This window comes from Chromobacterium indicum (assembly GCF_039708975.1).
Lineage (GTDB): Bacteria > Pseudomonadota > Gammaproteobacteria > Burkholderiales > Chromobacteriaceae > Chromobacterium > Chromobacterium piscinae.
In genome coordinates this window covers 1-21,585 of sequence record NZ_JAYFSJ010000023.1, presented here as the reverse complement: position 1 = coordinate 21,585, position 21,585 = coordinate 1, and the positions used below count along the sequence as shown (strand labels likewise).

Sequence of the window (21,585 nt, the reverse complement as noted above, 5' to 3'; positions counted from 1 at the left end):
GGCCTGTCGACGGGTGTCGCCGCAGTTTACAGCGTTTCGGTGTTGGCCAGCAGCCAGTCGCGCGCCGCGCCGTTCACCAGCGGCAGCAGCCGCGCGCGCACTTCGGCGTGATAGCCGTTCAGCCAGGCGATCTCCGGCCGGGTCAGCAGGGAGTGGTCGATGCAGCGGCGGTCGATCGGGCACAGCGTAAGCGTCTCGAATTTCAGGAAGTCGCCGAACTGGTTCTGCTCCGACGCCACGTTCAGCACCAGATTTTCGATGCGCACGCCCCACTGGCCGGCGCGGTACACGCCCGGCTCGATCGAGGTGATCATGCCTTCCTGCATCGCCATGTGCGGTTCCGGAACCGCGCGCGAGATGCTCTGCGGGCCTTCATGCACGTTGAGGAAATAGCCGACGCCGTGGCCGGTGCCGTGGCCGAAGTCGATGTCGTGCTGCCACAGCGGCGCGCGCGCCAGCGCGTCCAGCATCGGCGACAGCGTGCCGCGCGGGAAATGGGCCATCGACAGCGCCATCGTGCCTTTCAGCACCAGCGTGAAATCGCGCTTTTGCTCCGCGGAAGGGCTGCCGACAGCCAGCACGCGGGTGATGTCGGTGGTGCCGCCCAGATACTGGCCGCCGGAATCGATCAGCAGCAGGCCATCGCCCTTGATCTCGCTGTGCGCTTCCGGGGTGGCGTGATAGTGCGGCAGCGCGCCGTTGGCGTTGAAGCCGGCGATGGTGCCGAAGCTGGGCGAGACGAAGCCCGGGCGGCGCGCGCGGGCGGCGGTGATTTCTTCGTCTATCGTCAGTTCGGTGATGCGGGCCTGGTTGACGTTGGCTTCGAACCAGGCGAAGAACTCGGCCAGCGCCGCGCCGTCCTGCTCCATCGCGCGGCGCACGTGTTCGGCTTCGGCCGCGCTCTTGCGCGATTTCATCAGGGTGCTGGGGTTGATCGCCTCGATCACCTTGACGCCGTCCGCCACTGCCTGGCGCAGGCCCAGCGTGACGCGGCGGGGATCGATCAGCAGCGCGCCGCCGGGCAACGCGGACAGAGCAGGCTTGGCTTCGGCGTAATCGCTCACCCGGACGCCATCGGCGGCCAACTGGGCGTCGAGGGCGGCGTCTATCTTGCCCGGCGCGACGAACAGCGTGGCCGAGCCGGCCTCGACCAGCGCGTGGGCGATGAATACGGGGTTGTAGCTGACGTCGGCGCCGCGCAGATTGAACAGCCAGGCGATGTCGTCCAGCGTGGAGATGAAGTGGCGCTCGGCGCCGGCCGCGCGCATCGCTTCGCGCACGCGGGCCAGTTTGGCGGCGCGGCTTTCCGGCGCGTAGGCGGCGTCATGCTGGTAGACGGCGGCGGCGGGCAGCGCCGGGCGGCCGGGGTAGATCGCGTCGATCAGGTCGATGTCGGTGCGCAGGGCGACGCCGCTCGGCTCCAGCGCGGCTTGCAGCGCCTTGGCCGCGGCCAGGCCCAGTACATCGCCGTCCACCGCCAGCGTCTGGCCAGGCTTCAGCGTGTCCGCCAGCCATTGCAGGTGCAAGCTGCTGGCGGCGGTGTCGATTTTCATCAATTGAACGCCGGTGCCGGCCAGTTCCTGTTCGGCCTGGACCCAGTAGCGGCCGTCGGCCCAGACGCCGGCGAAGTCGGCGCTGACGATCAGTGTGCCCATCGATCCGGTGAAGCCGGACAGCCATTGGCGCGCCTGCCAACGCTTGGGCAGGTATTCGGAAATATGCGGATCGGACGAGGGCACCAGACAGGCGTCGACGCCGGCGTTCTTCATCGCGGCGCGCAGCGAGGCGATGCGTTGCGGAATGGTGTCCAATTGCGGGGTTGCTACAGTGTTCATGCCGGCTCCGGGAGGGTGGTTGCATGCATTCTGTAAGCAAAGGAAACGCCGCGCAAGTGGATGAGCGCGGCTCATGGCTGGCATGCTCATCCGCCGGCGCGGCGGCTGTGGAACCGAGCGGGGTTCAGCGGTGCTTGACGCGGCGGTGGCCAGGGCGGCCTGCTACGTTGCAAAGCTGGACGAGCGTGGACAGAAAATGCTTCATCATGGATTCCTTTGTCGTTTTGTCGCCGCTCTTGGCTTGGCAAGAGCTTTGTTTGGCGTGAATATGAATGATAATGGCATTTATTGATTTGGCAAGTTATTTGATGCAAGGCAAGATGTTGCGCGCATTTTTGTTGCGTTTCCGGCATTCCTGTCGATTCTTACTATACTGAGGCCGGTGTCGGTCATGCCGACGCTCGACTAAATCAGGAGCGAATCATGAGCAAATCCAGACACACCAGCAAAGAGTCGAAGAAACAGCCGTTGATGACGCCGAAGGAGAAACGGGCCGCCAAGCATCAGAAGAAGCATGCGCCGGAAGCCCCCGTCATCGTTCCTCACTAGGCGGCCGCGCCTGAGCGGCGCCATCGCCGAACCCGACCGCCCGGCATGGGCGGATATTTCCGGCCGCTTGGCCGGACAAGAGGACAAGCCTCCCGAGCATGGCGCTGCGGGAGGTTTTTCATTGGGCCTTCAGTCTTGCGCCAGCCGGATCTTCAGGGCCGCGTAATCGTAGCTGGTGATTTCGTAGCCGTTGCCGTCCGGATCGAGGAAATACATCGACCAAGAAAGCTCGTGGTCCACCGCTTCCGGCTGCGTGCCCAGCTCTTTCCGCAGATGGGCGCTCCATAGCAGGAAGCCGTCGGCGTCCACGCCCAGCGCGATCACGGCCCCCGGAACGACTTCGGGCCGCTCGAACAGCGCCAGCTTGAGCGTGCCGGCCGCATTGGCGACGGTCAGCGGCCCGCGACCGGGGCTCCAGGATTCCAGCTCGGGCACGCGGATGAGGCCCAGCACGCGGCGGTACCAGGCTTCGGCGGCGGCGCGGTCGCGCGTGTAGACGTGGATGTGGTCTATGCCATGGATGTCGGGTGTCATGTCTGTTGCTCCTTTTTGAGCGCGGCGGCGCGCATGCGGTTGGCCAGTCCGGCGACGCGGCGCCCCAGGTGGCGGGCGGTGGCCAGATCGGATGGGTGCAGCTTGCCATCCGGGCTGTGCGCGGTGGCGCCCAGCTGACAACCCAGACGGTTGAGCCCCTCAGGGCTGTAGCCGGCGGCGATGTCCAGCCCGCACCACAGCATGCCGTGCTGGGCGGCCAGCGTGGAGAAGTAGGCCAGCGTGCATTGCTGGTCGCCGTTCAGGTTGCCGCCTATGGTGAAGCCGGCGGCGATCTTGTCTGCCCAGGCCTGGCGGCACCAGTTGGCGCTGCTGGCGTCGGCGAAGGCCTTGAACTGCGCGGCGGGCCCGCCCATGAAGGTGGGGCTGCCGAAAATAATGGCGCTGGCGTCCTGCAGCTCGTCGACAAAGGCCTGGATGGGGTAGCGGCCGTGCTGGATATGTTGTGGCAGGATGCGCAGCAGGCGGGCGTGGCCGTATTCGGCCGCGCCTTCCTGGATGGCCTCGGCCAGCTGGTGGGTGCTGTCGCCGCTGGAATAATAGACGATCTGGATATGGCTCATGTCGTTCGCGTAATGAATGATTGCCATGCTAGTATCAAAGTTAAAGTTAACTTTAAGTCAATGCGAATATGGAAGACAGCGCCATCACCATAGGCCGATTGGCCAAACGCACCGGCGTGGCGGCCAGCGCCTTGCGTTTTTATGAGGCGAGAGGGCTGATCCATAGCGTGGGCGAGGCGGGCAAGACCCGGCGCTATCGCCGCGATGCGATACGCCGGGTGTCGTTCATCCGGGTGGCCCAGGCGATGGGCATGAGCCTGCAGGACATTGGCGCGGCGCTGGCTGAGCTGCCGTCGCAGCGCACGCCGACGGCCGACGACTGGGCCAAGATCTCGCAGGCCTGGCGCCCGTTGCTGCAGGCGCGGATAGACGCGCTGTGCCGGCTGCGCGACCAGCTGGACAGCTGCATCGGTTGCGGCTGCCTGTCGCTGGAGCGCTGCAAGCTGTACAACCCTGACGATGAGGCGGGGGAAAAGGGCAGCGGGCCGCGCTTTTTGCTGGATAAGAAAGCGTGAGCCGTGTCGCCGTGTTGACTTGGGCAAATCGAGCAGGTCCAAATCAGCAGGCCTCGCGTACTGCGACCGAAGGCGCCGCCCAGCAGCTCGTCGCCGGCGGGTTCGCGGGTCAAACCACTAGCGGTTGGCGATCAGCATGGCTCGGCAGAGGGCATGCCTGTTTCCGCTTGGCGCAGAAATCCGGAGGATCTGTTCTTCGGTGAGTTGCTTCTTCATGCCCGCTCGCCATATTGTGGCGAGCTGGACGCTAAAGTCAGGTGCTATTCAATATGGTGGGAGAGGGGCGTCGGCAGCGCTTAGTGCGCGAGCTGTAATTTTTTTGTTAATTCGACCTTGGAAAGCGGCGGACTCAGCCAAAAACCCTGAAGCACATCGCAGCCCAAATTATTTAAAACTTCAGCTTGCTCCTGGTTCTCTACCCCCTCGGCAATGACTTCAAGACTCATGGCGTGCGCCATGGAAATGATCATCTCAACCAGCGTCATGGTTTCGCTTTGATCCAGCATGGAGCTAATAAAGGCGCGGTCGATTTTCAGCGCCTGTACTGGTAGCTTTGCCAGGTAGGCAAGAGAGGAATAGCCTGTGCCAAAATCATCGATAGCAATGGCGAGATCAAATTTCCGTAATTGATGCAGTGTTTCAATGCTGTTGTCGATATTTTCCATAATCTGGGTTTCAGTAATTTCAAGATCGATGCCATTTTCACTTGGGTAGCGCTGCAGTATGGATGACAGTGTTGAAATAAAATCAGTTTGTTTGAGTTGCCACGGGGAGACATTAACCGCAATGCGTGGAGTGTGCAGGCCTGCGCTCTTCCATTCATGAAAATCTTCGACAGCCCTCTGCAATACCCAGATGCCAACTTGACCTATCAAACCAAGCTCTTCCAGGATTGGGACAAATTCGGCCGGCGGAACGAGCCCGAAGTCTGGGCTTTCCCAGCGGATCAAGGCTTCCACACTTACCAAACGGTGAGTACGAGCATTGTACTTGGGTTGATAGTGAAGTACGAACTGCTCACGTTCGATGGCCTGCCGCAGTTTGGCTGCCAAGGCCAGCGAGACAAGCGCGCGCTCAGTCATTTCCTGGCGATAAAATAAAAATGGTTTCGCTTCTGCTTTTGAACGGTTCAGCGCCGACTCAGCACGCTCCAGCAAGGTATTGGAGTCCAGTCCATCGTCTGGGTACATGGCAACCCCAAACTTGGCGGAAAGCCTCAGCTCGATATCGTCAATAACGGCAAATGTGCCTCCTAGGCAGTTTTGCTGCAAGTAGTCAATTCGTCGAGCAACCTCCTCTTCATTTTGTGTGTCAGGCAGCATCATTACGAATTGATCTGAGCCATATCTGGCTAACAGATTGGCATCGCCTAGATGTTCCGTCAGACTGGAGGCCAATTCATGAAGAAGGTGATCTCCAACCCGACGGCCAAATACATCATTGATGGTTCTGAAATGCTCAATATCCAGGAGTGCGACTGCTAGCTTGCTGACTTCACGTTCTGCGTCTATCGTTTTCAACGTCAAACGCTCACTAAGCAGGGAGCGATTGGCAAGGCCTGTTAGGCTATCATAATAAGAAAGGTAATCCAGTTTTTCTTCTTTTAAGATATGGTCGAGCGCGAAAGCGATGTCATCTGATAGTTCTTGCAGAAGTGCGGTTTCTTGTTTATCGAATACCCCAACCTCTCTTGCATATAGAGCCAGAATCGCGGTTGTCTCGCCATTTACGATAATCGGTAAATAAGCTGCGGCCTGGGGAGGATGGATGGAAAGGCTTGTGTCGGACTGGGAGGAGATTGTCGTAGACTGCACATCATTGCAAACTACCATTTTCGCAGATTGCACGGCACGATAAACTGCGTCATCTCGAATGATAGTATCTTCCCCAGTACTGAAATTAATCTGTTGAGGGGTGCCATCATTCTTGCCGTAATAGGCGGCAACGTGTGCTTCTTGGCTGGAAGGGTCAATAATGCCAAGCCACGCCATCTGATACGCACCTACTTCTACGGCGATGCGGCAGGCATCGTCAAAAAGCTCATTGCGGCTATGGCAGCGTACAATCAAGGCATTTATGCGGCTTAATACCTCATATACCCTGCTTAGATGTTCTATATGCTGACGTAGCAATGATTGCTGCAAGGCAATGGCTAGTTGACGTGCATAACCTTCCGCAAGATCTTGCTGTATCGCGGTGAAAGCGCCCGGTTCTTTTGACGCGAGGTTCATGACGCCCAATAATTTGCCTTCGGCCAGAAACGGAATCCGGATGTAAGACTGCATGCCTTGTTGATATAGGCGTTCCAGGATAGTTGATCGTTTGGGTATCGAGCCAAGCTCATCCACTCGGCAAACCTCTCCTTTTTCTAAGTGCCTTAAGTCATCCAAGCCATAGCTGAAAAGGGATAGTCGTTGTCCTGGGTTATAGCTTGAGCCTGGCGCGCGCTCCATGGCCAATACTTGCGCCTGATGCTCTTCCCAATCGATAATCATGGCTGTCGCGCCCCAGAATGGTACAAGTTTACGCAGGTAACGTAAGCCTAGTTGTGCCACCTGATGTGGCGTTTGAGCAGCTAAAATTACCCTTCCTAGCTCATTCAGTGGCTCCAAATGCTGCAAATGCGTTTCCAATTCGGTACGAGCTTGCACTCTGTCGCTGATATCTCGTATGACTACCGTAATAAAACGCTTGCCATCCAATTCTAGCTTGGAAAATGATGTCTCCACGGGAAAGACAGAACCATCCGCTCTGATGCCTAGAATTTTTCCATCCTGGCTCCCTGTGCGACGACTGGTTACGGTGCTCTGATTGAAAGCTTTGACACGTTGGATATGTGCAGTGCGAAAAGCTGGAGGCAAGAGGATATCCAAAGGTTGCCCAACAGTATCACAAGCTTTTCTACCAAACATGATTTCAGCCGCCGGATTGAAAAACGTAATATCCTGTACAGCGTCAATTGTAATGATGCCATCCATTGCGGAGTTGACAATGCTGGCGTAGCGCTTTTCGCTGTCTCGCAATTCTTGTTCAGCTGCTTTATGTGTAGTCAGGTCCTGAGTGACTTTGGCAAAACCTACGAGCAAACCAGCCTCATCTCGAATGGAATATACAACCGCTTTAGCGCAGAAACGGCTGCCATCGCGTCGAATACGCCAACCCTCATGCTCCGCTCGGCCATTTTCTGTTGCGTGAGTTAATAATGAATCTGGAATGCCTGCATCTTGGTCTTCCTTGGTATAGAAACAAGTAAAAGATCGGCCGATGATTTCATCGGCAGAGTAGCCTTTAATGCCTTGGGAGCCGATGCTCCAGCTTTTTACCATCCCGTTCGGATCAAGCAGGAAGAAGGCGTAATCCGTGATGGCGTCCATTAGTAGACGAAATTCATGTTCACTGCGGCGTAATGATTCTTGTATGCGTGCTCCTTGCTGACATCCAATACTGCTCCATGGATATAGACATCTCCGCCAAACTGGATCAACTGCCATGAGAGAAGAGCATGGAAAGTCTCGCCATTAACTTTTCGCAACTGAACGGGGGCTCCGCTTATGCGTTGGCAATTCTGCATTTCGGCTATCAGCCTCGTTCTATCATCTGGATTGAACCAGATTGCTAGATCCTGAGTGGTGCGTCCAATAGCTTGATGCATATCAACATGAAATAATTGTCTGAAAGCTTGATTGATTTCGATCAGCCGACCATCTTCCTTGCGTGATAGCCCCATTGCAACTGGACTACCTTCAAAAATGGTGCGAAAGCGCTCTTCACTTTGTCGCAATTCAGCAGATTTGGCCTCTAATGCGCGTAATGATGCGACTAAGCGTGAGCGAGCGTGAGACTGATGCTCCCCCAGCATGCTCAGCACAACACCATTGAGCACTAGCAGGCTAGTTTGTAACAAATCAATTCCTAGATAGCTGACGCTACCCGCTGACATAGAAAAAAGCAGTGCTATGCTTCCTGTCGAAATTGCTGTTGCAAGTAAACCAGGTCCCAGGCCACCAAGAATGGCGCTTAGACCAATTGGAATCAGAAATAGTATTAATAGTGGGCGTTGGGTGAACTCTGGAGGAATATTGATGCGAACCATTACAACCAAGATGGAGCCGATGATGGAAAAAATATAACTTTTCCATTTGTCACTAGGCAATATAAACGAAATCGGCGCGGCTGATTTTTCTTCACGAAGGGAGCGTAGACTCCAAAATAAAAGCGTCGCCGTTACGAAAGTAAATAATGCATCTTTGCCACTGGCTATCCATATGCCCACTCCTTGACTGTCAAGCAGCCAGTCTGGAATGACCAGCCAAAGAAGAGCTAGCAGGGTGTAAATTGTGATGATGGAGAGCACCAAACGGTGAGGGTGGGCACATGCCCAACTCGATAGCTTTTCATAGTGGAGGAGCCTGGCAAAATTATTGGGGTGCACTCTGAGCAGAGAAAAGTACAACAAGCTAGCTGACACGAAAATAAAGAATATATCCCATGCGAGCCCGCCAAATACAAGCTCACCTGCTTGCCCATTGAACAGGATGTCCGGAATGACAAGCCAGGCAAGCGCAACAAGAATATAAGTCAAAGTTATTGTTGTTATATGATGCCGGTTGCCCGCAAGCATGCGTCCCTCCCTCCCAGTCCCCGCTTGAAAACCTTATAGGTGGTGTTGGCTTTGCTGATATGCCAAGCGATAGCGCTTGCTTGAGGCGGCAGCCTTCAGTTCAAGCGGCGCTATTCTTTTTTAATCTAGGAAAATTCCAGTAGTTAAACCAACCTGACTTGATAGGGTTGTACTGAGTGCTGATAGGCCCTGCACATTTGTGTGCCTGTTAATAAGCAAGCCTTGGAATAGCGTAAAGGACCTATTGTCAAATAGGCGATGTTGCGATCTGCTCTCCTTGGCGCATGTCCATGCCAATCAAAAGTAGAGAGAGGCCCGTTGCTGTAGGAGAATGGCGGATATGAAAATGAGCGGATCCGCTGAGGGGCAGGTCATCGGCTTTCTCAAGCGCGCCGTGCTCGGCGTGCCGAAATGTCATCGAGTTCCAGCGCGCCTGAGGCCTGGAAACTGAAAGCGCTCGCCCCAAGAAATGGTTGTCCGAGGCCCTGCTCGCCAGATCTCGCGACGGATCATTGCTGCCTGGAGAGATGGCGACAAGCTGATGGGCCTTCATGCCTCGATGGGCTGGATGCCCTAGCCTCGTTTGCGGCCCGCTGAACGGTCAAGCGGCAGTACAATAGCATGGAAGCCCAGAGCCTCTATCCTCGTCGCTGTCATGGCTTGCGAGGATGGATCAGTTCGCACGTAGGGCATTGGGCAGCATCCGCAAGGGAGAATAAGCATGCAACAGGCGATAACAGTGACGGGCTACCACGCCCATGTGTATTTCGACGAAAACAGCAAGACGCGCGCAAGCTGGCTCAGGGAGGCGGTGCAGCAGCGCTTCGATGTCAGGGTTGGACGGTGGCGCGACCAGGCGTACGGACCGCATCCTTGCGGGGCGTACCAGCTGGCGTTCGGTGCCGCGCAGTTCGGCGAACTGGTGCCGTGGCTGATGTTGAACCGCGGCGAGCTGGATATTCTGGTGCATCCGCTCAGCGGCGACGATGTCGAGGATCACAGCGATTTCGCGATGTGGCTGGGACAGCCGCTGGATTTGGACATCGCCTATCTGCGCGAACGGGGGCGGCGCAGGGATGGCGGCGGCAGGTGAGCGGATAAGAAAAACCGCCGGCAAAAGAGCCGGCGGTTTTTGTTTGCGCGGAGGGAGACGCTTAGGGGCGTTCGACCGCCAGCGCCACGCCCATGCCGCCGCCGATGCACAGCGTGGCCAGGCCCTTCTTAGCGCCGCGGCGCTGCATTTCGTGCAGCAGCGTCACCAGCACGCGGCAACCGGACGCGCCGATCGGGTGGCCCAGCGCGATCGCGCCGCCGTTGACGTTGACCTTGTCCGACCCCCAGCCCAGCTCCTTGGCCACGCCCAGCGCCTGGGCGGCGAAGGCTTCGTTGGCTTCCACCAGATCCAGGTCTTCCACTTTCCAGCCGGCTTTGGCGAGCGTCTTGCGGGTGGCGGACACCGGGCCGATGCCCATGATTTCCGGCTCGCAGCCGGTCAGCGCGTAGCCCTTGATGATGGCCAACGGCTTCAGGCCCAACTGATCGGCCTTCTGGGTGGACATCAGCAACACCGCGGCGGCGCCGTCATTGATGCCGGAGGCGTTGCCGGCGGTGACGGTGCCGTCTTTCTTGAAGGCCGCGCGCAGCTTGGCCAGGCCTTCGGCGCTGGCGTCATGCTTGATGAACTCGTCGGCGTCGAAGGCCAGCGGGTCGCCCTTGCGCTGCGGCACCAGAACCGGGACGATCTCGTCCTTGAACTTGCCGGCCTTCTGGGCGGCGGCGGCGCGCTGCTGCGATTGCAGGGAGAACGCGTCCTGCTCCTCGCGGCCGATGCCGTATTTGGCGGCCACGTTCTCGGCGGTGATGCCCATGTGGTAGGCGTTGTAGGCGTCGGTCAGGCCGTCGTTGACCATGGTGTCCACCAGTTGGGCATTGCCCATGCGGAAGCCGTCGCGCGATCCCGGCAGAATGTGCGGGGATAGAGACATGCTTTCCTGGCCGCCGGCGATGACGATGTCGGCGTCGCCGGCCAGGATGGCCTGGGCCGCCAGATGCACGGCGCGCAGGCCGGAGCCGCAGACCACGTTCAGCGTGGTGGCTGGCGTGGTGACCGGCAGGCCGGCCTTGATCAGCGCCTGGCGCGCCGGGTTCTGGCCGCTGCCGGCGGTGAGCACCTGGCCCAGGATCACTTCGCTCACGTCTTCCGGCTTGACGCCGGTCTGTTCCAGCAGCGCCTTGATCACGGTGGCGCCCAGTTCCGGCGCCGGGATTTTGGCCAATCCGCCGCCGAAACTGCCGATTGCGGTGCGTTGCGCGGCTACGATCGCTACTTCCATGTCTTTCTCCTTTTGCTTGCGGCCCGCGCGGCGGCGGGCCATGCCGCCCTGAGGGGCGTTTGAATGGGGTTATTGCAGGCTGGCGGCGACGGCGGGCATGGCTTTGGCCAGCACGTATTCGCCGGGCGCCGCCTGCAGCGGCGGCAAGTCCTTGTTGCCCAGGCTCTTGGGCGCGGCCACCTGCTTGCCGGACTGCGGCGCCAGCCAGGCGTCCCAGTCCTTCCACCAGCTGCCGGGGCGGCTTTCGGCGCCTTCCAGCCATTCCTCGGCGTGCAGCGGCAGCTTGTCGTTGGCCCAGTAGTTGCGCTTGTCCTTGGTGACTGGGTTGATGGAGCCGGCGATATGGCCGGACGCTCCCAGCACGAAGCGGCGGCTAGGCGCGCCGCCCAGGTATTTCAGGCCGGAGAAGGCTGAGCTCCACAGCACGATGTGGTCGTCGCGCGCGGCGAACATGTAGACCGGCACGTCGATCTTGGAAATGTCGATCGGCACGCCGCACAGGGTGATCGCGCCCGGGCGCACCAGCGCGTTGTTCATGTAGAACTGGCGCAGCAGGAAGGTGTGCATCGGCAGCGGCAGGTCCACCGCGTCGTTGTTCCAGAACAGGAGGTCGAACGGCGCCGGAGTCTTGCCCAGCAGATAGTTGTTGACCACGTAGTTCCATACCAGATCGTTGGCGCGCAGGCTGGCGAAGGTGCGGCCGATCTCCTTGCCGCTGATGATGCCGCCGGCGGCCATCTTGGCTTCGCGGCCGGCGATCACGTTTTCGTCGATGAAGAACGAGATCTCGCCCGGCTCGGCGTGGTCGATCAGCGAGGTCATGAAGGTGGCGGAGTCGAAGTATTTCAGCCCCTTGGCCTGGGCCACGCACAGCGCGGTGGTAAGGATGACGCCGCCCACACAGAAGCCGAGTACGTTCATCGTCGGCTGCTTGGTGATCTTCTGCACCGCTTCCGCCGCCTCGAACACGCCTTTCTCGATATAGGTTTCCCAGGTGAAGTGCCTCATCTCGGACACGGCCGAGCGCCAGCTGATCAGGAACACGCGGTAACCCTGGGCGACGAAGTGGCGCACCATGGAGTTGTCTGGCTGCAGGTCCATCAGGTAGTACTTGTTGATGCAGGGTGGAATGAACAGCAACGGCTTCTCGTACACCTTGTCGGTGGTGGGGGTGTACTGGATCAGTTCGATCAGCTCGTTGCGGAACACCACCTGGCCGGGCGTGACCACCAGGTTTTTGCCGATCTCGAACTTGCTTTCATCCGACATCGAGATGTGGCCCTTCTGGATGTCGTCCAGCATGTTCTTCATGCCTTCGACCAGGCTTTCGCCCTTGGTCTCGATCGCGCGTTTGACCACGTCCGGGTTGGTCAGCATGAAATTGCTGGGCGACATCGCGTCCAGATACTGGCGGGTAGCGAAGGCCAGCTTGTCCTTGGCGTCCTCGTCGAGCTGGGTCTTGTCCACCAGCTCCATCATCCATTTGGAAGTTTGCAGATAGCTCTGCTTGAGGAAGTTGTAGAACGGGTGCTCGTTCCACTCCGGCGACGCGAAGCGGCGGTCGGCGGGCTTGGCGCCCGGCTCGGCCGGCGCTTGCTGGCCGGCAGTCTGGCCGAGGAACTGCGACCACAGGTTGATCTGCTGCTGGTATAGCGAGGACTGCAGGGCGAACAGCTGATTGGTCTGGTTCATCAGCTGGGACCAGGCGCCGGAGAACGGATGGGTTTCGGCGTCGGGGGCATAGGCCGGCGACAGTGAATTGACGAACTGCTGCATCCATTGCTGGTTGGCCTCGGAGAGGCTGGTGAAGAAACCTTCCAGCGCGGCGGTACTATTCTGGGACAAGATGAATCTCCTGAAACGTGCAAATCGTTGTCGAAGCCTGTCTGAATGTCTGGACTGCATGGTCAAGCGGATGTCCCTGCGACTTTAACAGGGTTGCATGACATTTTCACGCCGTCCGGCGGCGAAATCCGCCATAAGGCTGGCATTGGCCGCAGTTTGTTGCTGCGATGCACAAAGCGTCATAAAACACAAAGCGTTTCGCGGTATGGGTTTGACATCGCTTGTGGGATAATCGACTTCGAAATCCAGGGGGAATTGCAATGTCGAGTGTAAAACTTGGCTTACATGCCATCCGCGTCGGCAATATTTTCTGCATCGGCCGCAATTACGCCGCGCACGCCGCCGAGCTGGGCAACAAGGTGGAAGACGAGCCGCTGGTGTTTTTGAAGCCGACCTCGGCGCTGCTGGACGAGTCCTCGCCCATTTGTCTGCCGGCCTATTCCGACGACGTCCATCACGAGTGCGAGCTGGTGGCGTTGATAGGCAAGGGCGGGAACGATATTCCGCCGGACGCGGCGCTGAGCCATGTAGCGGGTTACGGCATCGGCCTGGACCTGACCGCGCGCGATGCGCAGGCGGAGGCCAAGCGCAAAGGCCATCCATGGACCAAGGCCAAGGGCTTCCGCGGCGCGGCCTGCGTGTCCACGCTGGTGCCGGCCGCCCGAGTAGCGGATCCGCAGCAATTGAAGTTCGAATTGCGGGTCAATGGCCAGCTGCGCCAGAGCGGCGACGCCAGCCTGATGCTGCTCACGCTGGCCGAACAGATCAGTTATCTGTCCAGGCTTTACGGCCTGTCCGACGGCGACCTTATTTTCACCGGCACGCCGGAAGGCGTGGCGCGCATCGTGTCCGGCGATCAACTGGACCTCAGCCTGCACGGGCAGGTGTCGGCGCATTGGAAGGTGGAATGATGGCAAGGCAGGATGAACGGGACGACGACAAGGTTCGTCTCGACAAGTGGTTGTGGGCGGCGCGTTTCTTCAAGACGCGCCAACTGGCGCATGAGGCGCTGGAGCTGGGCCGGGTGCTGGTCAACGGCGATCGGGTCAAGGCCTCGCGCGTGGTGAAGGAGGGCGACAGGCTGTTCCTGCGCTTGAATCAGCTGGAATACAACGTGGAGGTGCTGCAGCTCTCTACCCAGCGCCGCCCGGCCAAGGAGGCGGTGCTGATGTACCGCGAGGACGAGGCGTCCATCGCCGCCCGCGAGGAGCGGTCGCTGTTGCTGAAGGCCGAGCACGCCAGCTTCCCGCATGGCGACGGCCGGCCCACCAAGAAGGCCCGGCGCGAGATATCCCGCTTCAAATCGTCGTTTTAGCCGCCATCGCGGCATCGGTCCGGCCCGGCGCCGGATGGCGCCCGGCATCGAACCTTCAGAAAGATGACAATGCAGTCGTTGTGGCCGTTCGCTTCGTTCTATTTCACCTACTTCACCTTTCAGGGCATGTTCAGTCCGTTCTGGGGCCTGTATCTGCAGTCGCTGTCGTTCAGCGCCTGGCAGATCTCGGTGCTGATGGCGCTGTCCACGCTGGCGCGGATCGTCGCGCCGGGCTTCTGGGGCTGGCTGGCCGACAAGAGCGGCCGCCGCCGCAACATCATCGTCACCACCTCCATCCTGTCCGCCGCCAGCTTTTGCCTGGTCGGTCTGCATAAGGGCTTCTGGTGGATTTTCGTCAGTTTGGCGGTGTCGCATTTCTTCTGGGCGGCGGCGCTGCCGCTGGTGGAGGCCAGCACCGCCTACCTGACACGCGACAATCCCGGACGCTACAGCCGGGTGCGGGTATGGGGGTCGATAGGCTTCGTCTGCCTGGCGATGAGCGGCGGCTACCTGCTGGACTGGCTGGGCATCGCGGCGACGCCGTGGATCGTCTCGGCGCTGTTGATCGGCGTGGCGCTGGCCGCGTTCAAGGTGCCGGAGGTGGTGCCGCAGGGCAAGCCGAAGCCAGCCGGGCCGATCTGGGACACGCTGAAGAAGCCGGCGGTGATGGCCTTGTTCGCCTGCTGCTTTCTGCAAGCCTTCGCCCATGGACCGTATTACACCTTTTATTCTCTGGGCCTGAAGGCTTTCGGCTACGACAAGGCCGCCGTCGGCGTGCTGTGGGCGCTGGGCGTGGTGTTCGAGGTGGGGGTGTTCATGCTGATGCCGCGCATCATGCGCCGCTTCGGGCTGGAAGCGTTGATGCAGGCGTCCTTGTTGGCGGCGGTGCTGCGCTTCGGCCTGATCGCCACCTGCCTGGCCTCGCCGGCGGTGGCCGCTTTTGCCCAGGCCTTGCACGCGCTCACTTACGCCTTGCACCACGCGTCGGCCATTGGCTTGATCAATCGCATGTTCGCCGAGCAACACCACGGCCGCGCGCAGGGTTTGTACATCGTCGCGTCTTTCGGCGTCGGCGGCAGCGGCGGGGGGCTGATAGGCGGGCTGGTGTGGCCGCATGGCGGCGTGATGCCGACCTTCGCGATGTCGGCGACGGCGGCGCTGATCGGCGTGTTCGTCTGCCTGCGCTGGCTGCGGCCGGCCGGCAAGCTCAGAGCAGCATCACCAGCTTGAATTCCGGCGCGTTGGCGGGCCGCAGCGTGATCTGCTGTTTCTGAAGCGGCCCGAGCCGGGGGTGGTGGAAGCCGCGCTCGCCGCCTTCCCGTTCCAGCACATCCTGCTGCTGCCACAGGCGGTCGAACTCGGGACTGTCGCGCCTCAGCCGCTCCAGCATGCCGGCGGTTTCCGCGTCATCCAGTTGCTGGCCTAAATCGGCCCGCAATTCCGCGACGACGCGGCGGGCGCGCTCCGGCCAGTTGTCGATGAAGCCGCGGGCTTCCGGCATCAGGAAAATGAAGTCCAGCTGATTGCGGCTGGCGTCGGGCTTGCCCAGCCAGTCGCAGAATAACTCCTCCGCCGCCGCATTCCAGGCCACCGCCCGCCAGCGGCGGTCCAGCACATAGGCCGGCATGTCGATGCGCGGCAACATCGCCTCCAATATCTCCCGCGCCTGCGGATTGGCGTCGGCGCGCTTCTCCTGCGGATTCTTCAAGCCGGCCAGATCGAACAGGTAGTCGGTTTCCGCGCCGGACAGCAGCAGCGCGGCGGCCAGGCGGCTCAGCGTATGCGCGGACACCGATTCGCTGCGGCCCTGTTCCAGCCAGGTCAGCCAGGTGGCGCTGATGCCGGCCAGCTGCGCCACCTCCTCGCGGCGCAAGCCCTTGGCGCGGCGGCGCAAGCCGGCAGGCAGGCCGGCCTGCTGAGGCGTCAGTCGTTCGCGGTGGGCGCGCAGGAAGGCACCTAATGGCGTGGCGGCGGTGTCCATGGTCTTATCCTGTTGGTTTTTATACCAGTATAACTGCTTATCTTGTAACAGGATCAAAGCTGTTCGAATATGCAGTCAACGATGACCCGAGGAACCGCAACATGACCGCGCAAACCTTGTACGACAAACTCTGGAACAGCCACGTGGTGCGCCAGGAGGCCGATGGCACCGCGCTGCTGTACATCGACCGCCACTTGGTGCACGAAGTGACCAGCCCGCAGGCTTTCGAAGGTCTGAAGCTGGCCGGCCGCAAGCTGTGGCGCGTCGACTCAGTGGTGTCCACCGCCGACCACAACACGCCGACCGACCATTGGGATGAAGGCATCAAGGACCCGATCTCGCGCCAGCAGGTGGAAACGCTGGACGCCAATATCAAGGCTTTCGGCGCGTTGGCTTATTTCCCGTTCAAGGACAAGGGCCAGGGCATCGTCCATGTGATGGGCCCGGAGCAGGGCGCCACGCTGCCCGGCATGACCGTGGTGTGCGGCGACAGCCACACCTCCACCCACGGCGCTTTCGGCGCGCTGGCGCACGGCATCGGCACCTCTGAGGTGGAGCACGTGATGGCCACCCAGTGCCTGACGGCCAAAAAATCGAAAAACATGCTGGTGCGGGTGGATGGCCAGTTGGGAGCCGGAGTGACCGCCAAGGATGTGGCGCTGGCGATCATCGGCAAGATCGGCACCGCTGGCGGCACCGGCTACGCGATCGAATTCGGCGGCGAAGCGATTCGCGAGTTATCGATGGAAGGCCGCATGACGCTGTGCAATATGGCGATCGAGGGCGGCGCCCGCTCCGGCCTGGTGGCAGTGGACGAGAAGACCATCGAGTACGTCAAGGGGCGTCCGTTCGCGCCCAGGGCCGAACAATGGGAGGCGGCCGCGGCTCACTGGCGCACGCTGCATTCCGACGACGGCGCGCATTTCGACGAAGTGGTCGTCCTGCAGGCCGCCGACATCCAGCCGCAGGTCACCTGGGGCACCTCGCCGGAGATGGTGACGGCGGTGGGCGGCAAGGTGCCGAACCCCGCCAATGAGAACGACCCGGTGAAGAGGGCCGGCATCGAGCGCGCGCTGGCTTACATGGGCCTCGCGGCGGATACGCCCATCGATGAAATTCCGGTGGACGTGGTGTTCATCGGCTCCTGTACCAACAGCCGCATCGAAGACCTGCGCGAAGCCGCCGCGGTGGCCAAGGGCCGCAGCAAGGCCGGCAACGTCAAGCAGGTGCTGGTGGTGCCGGGTTCGGGCCTAGTCAAGGCGCAGGCCGAGGCCGAGGGGCTGGACAAGATCTTCGTCGCCGCTGGTTTCGAGTGGCGCGAGCCGGGATGTTCGATGTGCTTGGCGATGAACGCCGACCGGCTGTTGCCGGGCGAGCGTTGCGCCTCCACCTCCAACCGCAATTTCGAAGGCCGCCAGGGCCAGGGCGGACGCACCCACCTGGTGAGTCCGGCGATGGCGGCGGCGGCGGCGGTGGCCGGCCATTTCGTCGACGTGCGCGGCCTGGCCGCCAACTGAGCGCAATTGGAAGCCCGTTCGGGGCAGAGGTCTGACGAAAATGCCGGGATTGCTTAGAATGTCCCTTTGTCAGACCGGCGGCCCGGCCGCTACCCGAATGGAGCGCATCACATGAAAAAAGAGATGGTTTGTCTGAGCCTGGCCCTGCTGCTGGGCGGCTGCAACACCGTGCAAGGCATCAAGACCGACGCCAAGGAAGGCGGGCAGGCGGTGGGCCACGGACTGCAGAAGGCTGGACAGGCGATCGGCAACGCGGTGGAGAAGAGCGGTGAAGCGATCAAGCGCACTGCCGAGTAACACCCCGCCATCCTGAACAGGAGCGCAGCATGAAAGCATTCACCACCTTGCAGGGCCTGGTCTGTCCTTTGGACAGGGCAAACGTCGATACCGACGCCATCATCCCCAAGCAGTTTTTGAAGTCGATCAAGCGGTCCGGTTTTGGCCCCAATCTGTTCGACGAGTGGCGTTATCTAGATCACGGCGAGCCGGGCATGGACAACAGCCAGCGTCCGCTGAACCCGGACTTCGTGCTGAACCAGCCGCGCTACCAGGGCGCGCAGATCCTGTTGGCGCGGGAGAACTTCGGCTGCGGCTCCAGCCGCGAGCACGCGCCGTGGGCGTTGGACGACCAGGGTTTCCGGGTGGTGATCGCGCCCAGCTTCGCCGATATTTTCTTCAACAACTGCTACAAGAACGGCCTGTTGCCCATCGTGCTTGCGGCGGACATCGTGGACCTGTTGTTCCGCGAGTGCGAGGCGGCGCCGGGCTATAGCCTGAAGGTGGATCTGGCGGCGCAGACGGTGTTCGCCCCGTCAGGACAAGCTTTCCTGTTCGACATCACCGAGCATCGCAAGCACTGCCTGCTGGGCGGCCTGGACGAAATCGGCCTGACCTTGCAGCATGCTGACGAGATCAAGGCTTTCGAGGCGCAACGCCGCGCGGCGCAGCCCTGGCTGTTTTCCTGACAGGCGCGCAACGGTTCGCTTGCCTGCCTGCGGTATGAGCGCGGGCAAGCGCCCACGCGAAGGGTGCCTGGCGAGGGCGCCGTTCCACCCAACATCCGTTACTGGAAGAGAGCGCCCCATGTCCAACCGCCTTGCCGCATGCAGCTGCGGCCAGCTTACCGCCCAAGTCTCAGGCGACCCGGTACGTGTCTCCATCTGCCACTGCCTTGCCTGTCAGCGCCGCACCGGCAGCGTCTTTGGCCAGCAGGCCCGCTTTTACCGCAAGGACGTCGCCATCGCTGGTCAGTCCACCGTCTACGTCCGCGTGGGCGACGAAGGCTCCCGCGTCAAATTCCATTTCTGTCCAACTTGCGGCGCCACCGTGTACTACGAACCGGAAGGGCTGGAAGAGTTTGTGGCGATACCGGTGGGCGCGTTTGCCGACCCCGGTTTTCCTCCGCCCAGCGTGTCGGTTTATGAGGATAGGAAGCATGGCTGGGTGGCGGCGCCGGAGAACGCGGAGCATTTTGCGTAGGGCAAACCTGTCCGCCAAGAGGGCAATTCATTGTTGAGGGAGGCCCGGCATGGGGCAGCGTTACCAGGAACTACAAGACTCGCACCGTGAGTTCATCGCCGGGCAAAAGCTGTTTTTCGTCGCTACCGCTCTGCCGGATGGCCATGTCAACCTGTCTCCCAAGGGCATGGACTCGCTGCGGGTGCTGGGGCCGGACCGGGTGGCTTGGCTGAACGTCACCGGCAGCGGCAATGAAACCGCCTGCCATGTCGAGCATAGCCCGCGCATGACCGTGATGTTCTGCGCGTTTGAGGGCAAACCGCTGATCCTGCGTCTTTATGGCCAAGCTCGCGCGGTTCATCCCGGCGATGCCGATTGGGACAGCTGTTATGGCTTGTTCGAACCGCTGCCTGGCGCGCGCCAAATCTTTCTGTTGGACGTGGAGCTGGTGCAAGCTTCCTGTGGCATGTCGGTGCCTTGCTATCAGTACTTGGGCGAGCGGGAGCAGTTGAACGAGTGGGCCCGCGCCAAGGGCGAGCAGGGTATCCGCGACTACTGGCGAAGCCGGAACAGCGTGAGCCTGGACGGTTTGCCGACCGGCATCGTCGAGAAAAGCGGCATGGTCTCGCTGGGCGAGGCGGAGCAGGCATGAAAACAGGGGTGAGATCGCCATGAGCGGCCGCGGCTGGCTGGCCTGGCTGCATCGCCGCCCGCTGGCGGCCTTTCTGTTGCTCGGCCTGAGCTTTCTGCTGTTCGGCGCCGCCACCGTCAACCTGGCTTTGCTGCTGCAGCTGAATCTCAGACTGTGGCTGGATGTGGGCTGGCAGGCGGCGATGGACGGCGCGCTGCGCCAGTTGGGAGAACTGTTGCTGTCCGGCTACGCCGCGATGGCGGCCTATATCGTATTCAAATGTTGCGAACGGGTATTGGTGGAGAGACTGACCCGGGGCGACGACGACAAGCGGAAATAAAGGAGCATTCATGAAGATCGCCATTCTGCCGGGAGACGGCATCGGTCCTGAAATCATCGCCCAGGCGGAGCGCGTGCTGGACGTGTTGCGCCGCGACGGTTTGAAGATGGAAACCGAACACGCGCCGCTGGGCGGCGCAGCCTACGACCAGTACGGCGCGCCGTATCCGGAAGCCACGCAGAAGCTGGCGCGCGAAGCCGACGCGGTGCTGCTGGGCGCGGTGGGCGGCCCGGCTTACGACAAGCTGGACCGGCCGCTGCGTCCCGAGCGTGGCCTGCTGGCCATCCGCAAGGACCTGAACCTGTTTGCCAACCTGCGGCCGGCCATCCTGTACCCCGAGCTGGCCAACGCGTCCACGCTGAAGCCGGAAGTGGTGGCCGGGCTGGACATCATGATCGTGCGCGAGCTGACCGGCGACATCTACTTCGGCCAGCCGCGCGGGTTGGGAGTCAATGCCCAGGGCGAGCGCGAAGCCTTCAACACCATGCGCTACAGCGAGAGCGAAGTGCGCCGCATCGCCCATGTCGCCTTCGGCATCGCCATGAAGCGCAACCGCAAGCTGTGCTCGGTGGACAAGGCCAATGTGCTGGAAACCACCGAGTTCTGGAAGGAGATCATGATCGAGGTGGCCAAGGAGTATCCGCAAGTGGAGCTCAGCCACATGTACGTCGACAACGCGGCGATGCAACTGGTGCGCAACCCCAAGCAATTCGACGTGATGGTCACCGGCAACATCTTCGGCGACATCCTGTCCGACGAAGCCTCGATGCTGACCGGTTCCATCGGCATGCTGCCGTCGGCATCGCTGGACCAGAACAACAAGGGTTTGTACGAGCCCAGCCACGGCTCCGCGCCGGACATCGCCGGCCAGAACCTGGCCAACCCGCTGGCCACCATTCTGTCCGCCGCAATGATGCTGCGCTACAGCTTCGGCCAGGAAGCGGCCGCCTTGCGCGTCGAGAGCGCGGTGAAAAAGGTGCTGGCCCAGGGCTACCGCACCGCCGACATCTACGAAGCCGGCTGCGAGAAAGTCAGCTGCTCTGGCATGGGCGACGCGGTGGTGGCGGCGATGTGACGCTGTTTGTCCGCTGATTGACGCGCGTGGCGCGATCCGGTTAAGGGTCGCGCCATTTTTTATGTAGATAGTTCATTGTCAATTGGCGCTTTAAGGTACTGATTTCAAATTGAAGTGTAATTTTTTGCTCAAATGCGAATAAAATATTTTCGTTTTTGGCTAAACTTTCGCCGCAAACTCAGGATAAGGCTGTTCGAGATAACAGACTTTTGATGGGGTGGCGGTATGGTTGCAGTGGTGACAGGCGCGGGGCTGGGTTTGCACAACGGTTCGCTGGCGGCGCTGGGCGCGCCAGGCCAGCTGGGCGCGGCGGCGTTCGGCCGCGGCGGCGAGCGAGTCTACGTCAACGCCGGCAACGGCAACCTGATCCTGCAGCATCAGGACGAGTTCCTGGCCGGCGGCCTGCCGCTGGGCCTGATCCGCACCTACAACAGCCAGGGCCAGGGCGGCGACGC

The 21,585-nt window shown here is 60.9% G+C and carries 23 protein-coding genes; 15 read left to right on the top strand and 8 right to left on the bottom strand.

The annotated features are described in order from the left end of the window. Positions 1-26: 26 nt before the first annotated feature. Entirely contained in the window at positions 27-1,811 is a 1,785-nt protein-coding gene (locus VA599_RS22800; protein WP_199776325.1) for an aminopeptidase P family protein, read from the bottom strand. 97 nt (positions 1,812-1,908) lie between these two features. On the opposite strand from VA599_RS22800, the gene VA599_RS22795 reads away from it, so the two are divergent. Both VA599_RS22795 and VA599_RS22790 read left to right on the top strand, forming a co-directional pair. Next, positions 1,909-2,127 carry a hypothetical protein gene (locus tag VA599_RS22795; RefSeq protein WP_158677669.1) on the top strand — a complete coding sequence of 73 codons (219 nt, stop codon included), beginning with the start codon at positions 1,909-1,911 and terminating at the stop codon, positions 2,125-2,127. A gap of 131 nt (positions 2,128-2,258) precedes the next feature. Next, a complete protein-coding gene (locus tag VA599_RS22790) occupies positions 2,259-2,384 on the top strand; it encodes a hypothetical protein (protein WP_021475974.1) in 126 nt (41 codons plus the stop codon). 129 nt (positions 2,385-2,513) lie between these two features. Here VA599_RS22790 and VA599_RS22785 read toward each other — a convergent pair whose 3' ends face one another. Both VA599_RS22785 and VA599_RS22780 read right to left on the bottom strand, forming a co-directional pair. Then, the gene (locus VA599_RS22785) at positions 2,514-2,918 is read right to left on the bottom strand and encodes a VOC family protein (protein WP_021475975.1); all 405 of its coding nucleotides are present in this window, start codon (positions 2,916-2,918) and stop codon (positions 2,514-2,516) included. Continuing rightward, positions 2,915-3,526, bottom strand: a complete 612-nt coding sequence (locus VA599_RS22780; protein ID WP_346790770.1) for a flavodoxin family protein — start codon at positions 3,524-3,526, stop codon at positions 2,915-2,917. The genes VA599_RS22785 and VA599_RS22780 overlap by 4 nt, the downstream gene beginning before the upstream one ends. A gap of 41 nt (positions 3,527-3,567) precedes the next feature. Here VA599_RS22780 and soxR point away from each other — a divergent pair, with 41 nt between their 5' ends. After that, positions 3,568-4,014, top strand: coding sequence for a redox-sensitive transcriptional activator SoxR (soxR, locus tag VA599_RS22775; RefSeq protein ID WP_021475977.1), 447 nt, complete (start codon positions 3,568-3,570; stop codon positions 4,012-4,014). 296 nt (positions 4,015-4,310) lie between these two features. On the opposite strand, the gene VA599_RS22770 is transcribed toward soxR, so the two are convergent. Together VA599_RS22770 and VA599_RS22765 are read right to left on the bottom strand one after the other, a co-directional pair. Further along, positions 4,311-7,388, bottom strand: coding sequence for a bifunctional diguanylate cyclase/phosphodiesterase (locus VA599_RS22770; RefSeq protein WP_346790769.1), 3,078 nt, complete (start codon positions 7,386-7,388; stop codon positions 4,311-4,313). Further along, on the bottom strand, positions 7,388-8,635 hold the full coding sequence (locus VA599_RS22765; protein WP_346790768.1) for a PAS domain S-box protein: 1,248 nt from the start codon (positions 8,633-8,635) through the stop codon (positions 7,388-7,390). The genes VA599_RS22770 and VA599_RS22765 overlap by 1 nt, the downstream gene beginning before the upstream one ends. Before the next feature lie 721 nt (positions 8,636-9,356). Between VA599_RS22765 and VA599_RS22760 the strand changes: the two genes are divergently transcribed. Further along, the gene (locus VA599_RS22760) at positions 9,357-9,728 is read left to right on the top strand and encodes a DOPA 4,5-dioxygenase family protein (RefSeq protein WP_346790767.1); all 372 of its coding nucleotides are present in this window, start codon (positions 9,357-9,359) and stop codon (positions 9,726-9,728) included. 61 nt (positions 9,729-9,789) lie between these two features. Here VA599_RS22760 and VA599_RS22755 read toward each other — a convergent pair whose 3' ends face one another. Further along, complete coding sequence (locus VA599_RS22755) at positions 9,790-10,968, bottom strand: acetyl-CoA C-acetyltransferase (RefSeq protein ID WP_346790766.1); 1,179 nt, start codon at positions 10,966-10,968, stop codon at positions 9,790-9,792. Between the two features lie 69 nt (positions 10,969-11,037). Beyond that, positions 11,038-12,744, bottom strand: a complete 1,707-nt coding sequence (locus tag VA599_RS22750) for a PHA/PHB synthase family protein (RefSeq protein WP_429838972.1) — start codon at positions 12,742-12,744, stop codon at positions 11,038-11,040. Positions 12,745-13,073: 329 nt separating this feature from the next. Here VA599_RS22750 and VA599_RS22745 point away from each other — a divergent pair, with 329 nt between their 5' ends. The 3 genes from VA599_RS22745 to VA599_RS22735 all read left to right on the top strand — a co-directional run bounded on the left by VA599_RS22745 (position 13,074) and on the right by VA599_RS22735 (position 15,358). Further along, positions 13,074-13,724: a fumarylacetoacetate hydrolase family protein gene (locus tag VA599_RS22745; protein WP_231469475.1), complete on the top strand. Its 651-nt coding sequence runs from the start codon at positions 13,074-13,076 to the stop codon at positions 13,722-13,724. Beyond that, complete coding sequence (locus VA599_RS22740) at positions 13,724-14,128, top strand: RNA-binding S4 domain-containing protein (RefSeq protein ID WP_166440744.1); 405 nt, start codon at positions 13,724-13,726, stop codon at positions 14,126-14,128. The genes VA599_RS22745 and VA599_RS22740 overlap by 1 nt, the downstream gene beginning before the upstream one ends. 69 nt (positions 14,129-14,197) lie before the next feature. Further along, complete coding sequence (locus tag VA599_RS22735) at positions 14,198-15,358, top strand: MFS transporter (protein WP_346790764.1); 1,161 nt, start codon at positions 14,198-14,200, stop codon at positions 15,356-15,358. Here VA599_RS22735 and VA599_RS22730 read toward each other — a convergent pair. Then, a complete protein-coding gene (locus VA599_RS22730) occupies positions 15,336-16,109 on the bottom strand; it encodes a helix-turn-helix transcriptional regulator (protein WP_346790763.1) in 774 nt (257 codons plus the stop codon). The genes VA599_RS22735 and VA599_RS22730 overlap by 23 nt on opposite strands. Before the next feature lie 101 nt (positions 16,110-16,210). On the opposite strand from VA599_RS22730, the gene leuC reads away from it, so the two are divergent. The 8 genes from leuC to VA599_RS22690 all read left to right on the top strand — a co-directional run. Then, positions 16,211-17,626 carry a 3-isopropylmalate dehydratase large subunit gene (gene leuC / locus VA599_RS22725; protein WP_346790762.1) on the top strand — a complete coding sequence of 472 codons (1,416 nt, stop codon included), beginning with the start codon at positions 16,211-16,213 and terminating at the stop codon, positions 17,624-17,626. A 111-nt stretch (positions 17,627-17,737) separates the two neighbouring features. Beyond that, positions 17,738-17,923 (top strand): hypothetical protein, encoded by a 186-nt coding sequence (locus tag VA599_RS22720; protein WP_021475988.1) that lies wholly within the window; start codon positions 17,738-17,740, stop codon positions 17,921-17,923. A 29-nt stretch (positions 17,924-17,952) separates the two neighbouring features. After that, a complete protein-coding gene (leuD, locus tag VA599_RS22715) occupies positions 17,953-18,591 on the top strand; it encodes a 3-isopropylmalate dehydratase small subunit (RefSeq protein ID WP_104947390.1) in 639 nt (212 codons plus the stop codon). Between the two features lie 118 nt (positions 18,592-18,709). Beyond that, entirely contained in the window at positions 18,710-19,105 is a 396-nt protein-coding gene (locus VA599_RS22710) for a GFA family protein (RefSeq protein ID WP_346790761.1), read from the top strand. Positions 19,106-19,154: 49 nt separating this feature from the next. After that, on the top strand, positions 19,155-19,736 hold the full coding sequence (locus VA599_RS22705) for a pyridoxamine 5'-phosphate oxidase family protein (protein ID WP_346790760.1): 582 nt from the start codon (positions 19,155-19,157) through the stop codon (positions 19,734-19,736). 19 nt (positions 19,737-19,755) lie between these two features. Next, positions 19,756-20,055: a hypothetical protein gene (locus tag VA599_RS22700; protein WP_346790759.1), complete on the top strand. Its 300-nt coding sequence runs from the start codon at positions 19,756-19,758 to the stop codon at positions 20,053-20,055. Positions 20,056-20,065: 10 nt separating this feature from the next. Then, positions 20,066-21,130, top strand: coding sequence for a 3-isopropylmalate dehydrogenase (gene leuB / locus VA599_RS22695; protein ID WP_346790758.1), 1,065 nt, complete (start codon positions 20,066-20,068; stop codon positions 21,128-21,130). Positions 21,131-21,355: 225 nt separating this feature from the next. Beyond that, positions 21,356-21,585, top strand: a 230-nt coding sequence (locus VA599_RS22690; RefSeq protein WP_346790757.1) for a DUF6531 domain-containing protein, incomplete at its 3' end; no start/stop codon positions are given.

Bases quoted from the DNA above. Each gene is read 5' to 3' on its own strand.
- VA599_RS22795 (WP_158677669.1), top strand. From the start codon at position 1,909: ATGGCTGGCATGCTCATCCGCCGGCGCGGCGGCTGTGGAACCGAGCGG.
- VA599_RS22790 (WP_021475974.1), top strand. From the start codon at position 2,259: ATGAGCAAATCCAGACACACCAGCAAAGAGTCGAAGAAACAGCCGTTG.
- VA599_RS22785 (WP_021475975.1), bottom strand. From the start codon at position 2,918: ATGACACCCGACATCCATGGCATAGACCACATCCACGTCTACACGCGC.
- VA599_RS22780 (WP_346790770.1), bottom strand. From the start codon at position 3,526: ATGGCAATCATTCATTACGCGAACGACATGAGCCATATCCAGATCGTC.
- soxR (WP_021475977.1), top strand. From the start codon at position 3,568: ATGGAAGACAGCGCCATCACCATAGGCCGATTGGCCAAACGCACCGGC.
- VA599_RS22770 (WP_346790769.1), bottom strand. From the start codon at position 7,388: ATGGACGCCATCACGGATTACGCCTTCTTCCTGCTTGATCCGAACGGG.
- VA599_RS22765 (WP_346790768.1), bottom strand. From the start codon at position 8,635: ATGCTTGCGGGCAACCGGCATCATATAACAACAATAACTTTGACTTAT.
- VA599_RS22760 (WP_346790767.1), top strand. From the start codon at position 9,357: ATGCAACAGGCGATAACAGTGACGGGCTACCACGCCCATGTGTATTTC.
- VA599_RS22755 (WP_346790766.1), bottom strand. From the start codon at position 10,968: ATGGAAGTAGCGATCGTAGCCGCGCAACGCACCGCAATCGGCAGTTTC.
- VA599_RS22750 (WP_429838972.1), bottom strand. From the start codon at position 12,744: ATGCAGCAGTTCGTCAATTCACTGTCGCCGGCCTATGCCCCCGACGCC.
- VA599_RS22745 (WP_231469475.1), top strand. From the start codon at position 13,074: ATGTCGAGTGTAAAACTTGGCTTACATGCCATCCGCGTCGGCAATATT.
- VA599_RS22740 (WP_166440744.1), top strand. From the start codon at position 13,724: ATGGCAAGGCAGGATGAACGGGACGACGACAAGGTTCGTCTCGACAAG.
- VA599_RS22735 (WP_346790764.1), top strand. From the start codon at position 14,198: ATGCAGTCGTTGTGGCCGTTCGCTTCGTTCTATTTCACCTACTTCACC.
- VA599_RS22730 (WP_346790763.1), bottom strand. From the start codon at position 16,109: ATGGACACCGCCGCCACGCCATTAGGTGCCTTCCTGCGCGCCCACCGC.
- leuC (WP_346790762.1), top strand. From the start codon at position 16,211: ATGACCGCGCAAACCTTGTACGACAAACTCTGGAACAGCCACGTGGTG.
- VA599_RS22720 (WP_021475988.1), top strand. From the start codon at position 17,738: ATGAAAAAAGAGATGGTTTGTCTGAGCCTGGCCCTGCTGCTGGGCGGC.
- leuD (WP_104947390.1), top strand. From the start codon at position 17,953: ATGAAAGCATTCACCACCTTGCAGGGCCTGGTCTGTCCTTTGGACAGG.
- VA599_RS22710 (WP_346790761.1), top strand. From the start codon at position 18,710: ATGTCCAACCGCCTTGCCGCATGCAGCTGCGGCCAGCTTACCGCCCAA.
- VA599_RS22705 (WP_346790760.1), top strand. From the start codon at position 19,155: ATGGGGCAGCGTTACCAGGAACTACAAGACTCGCACCGTGAGTTCATC.
- VA599_RS22700 (WP_346790759.1), top strand. From the start codon at position 19,756: ATGAGCGGCCGCGGCTGGCTGGCCTGGCTGCATCGCCGCCCGCTGGCG.
- leuB (WP_346790758.1), top strand. From the start codon at position 20,066: ATGAAGATCGCCATTCTGCCGGGAGACGGCATCGGTCCTGAAATCATC.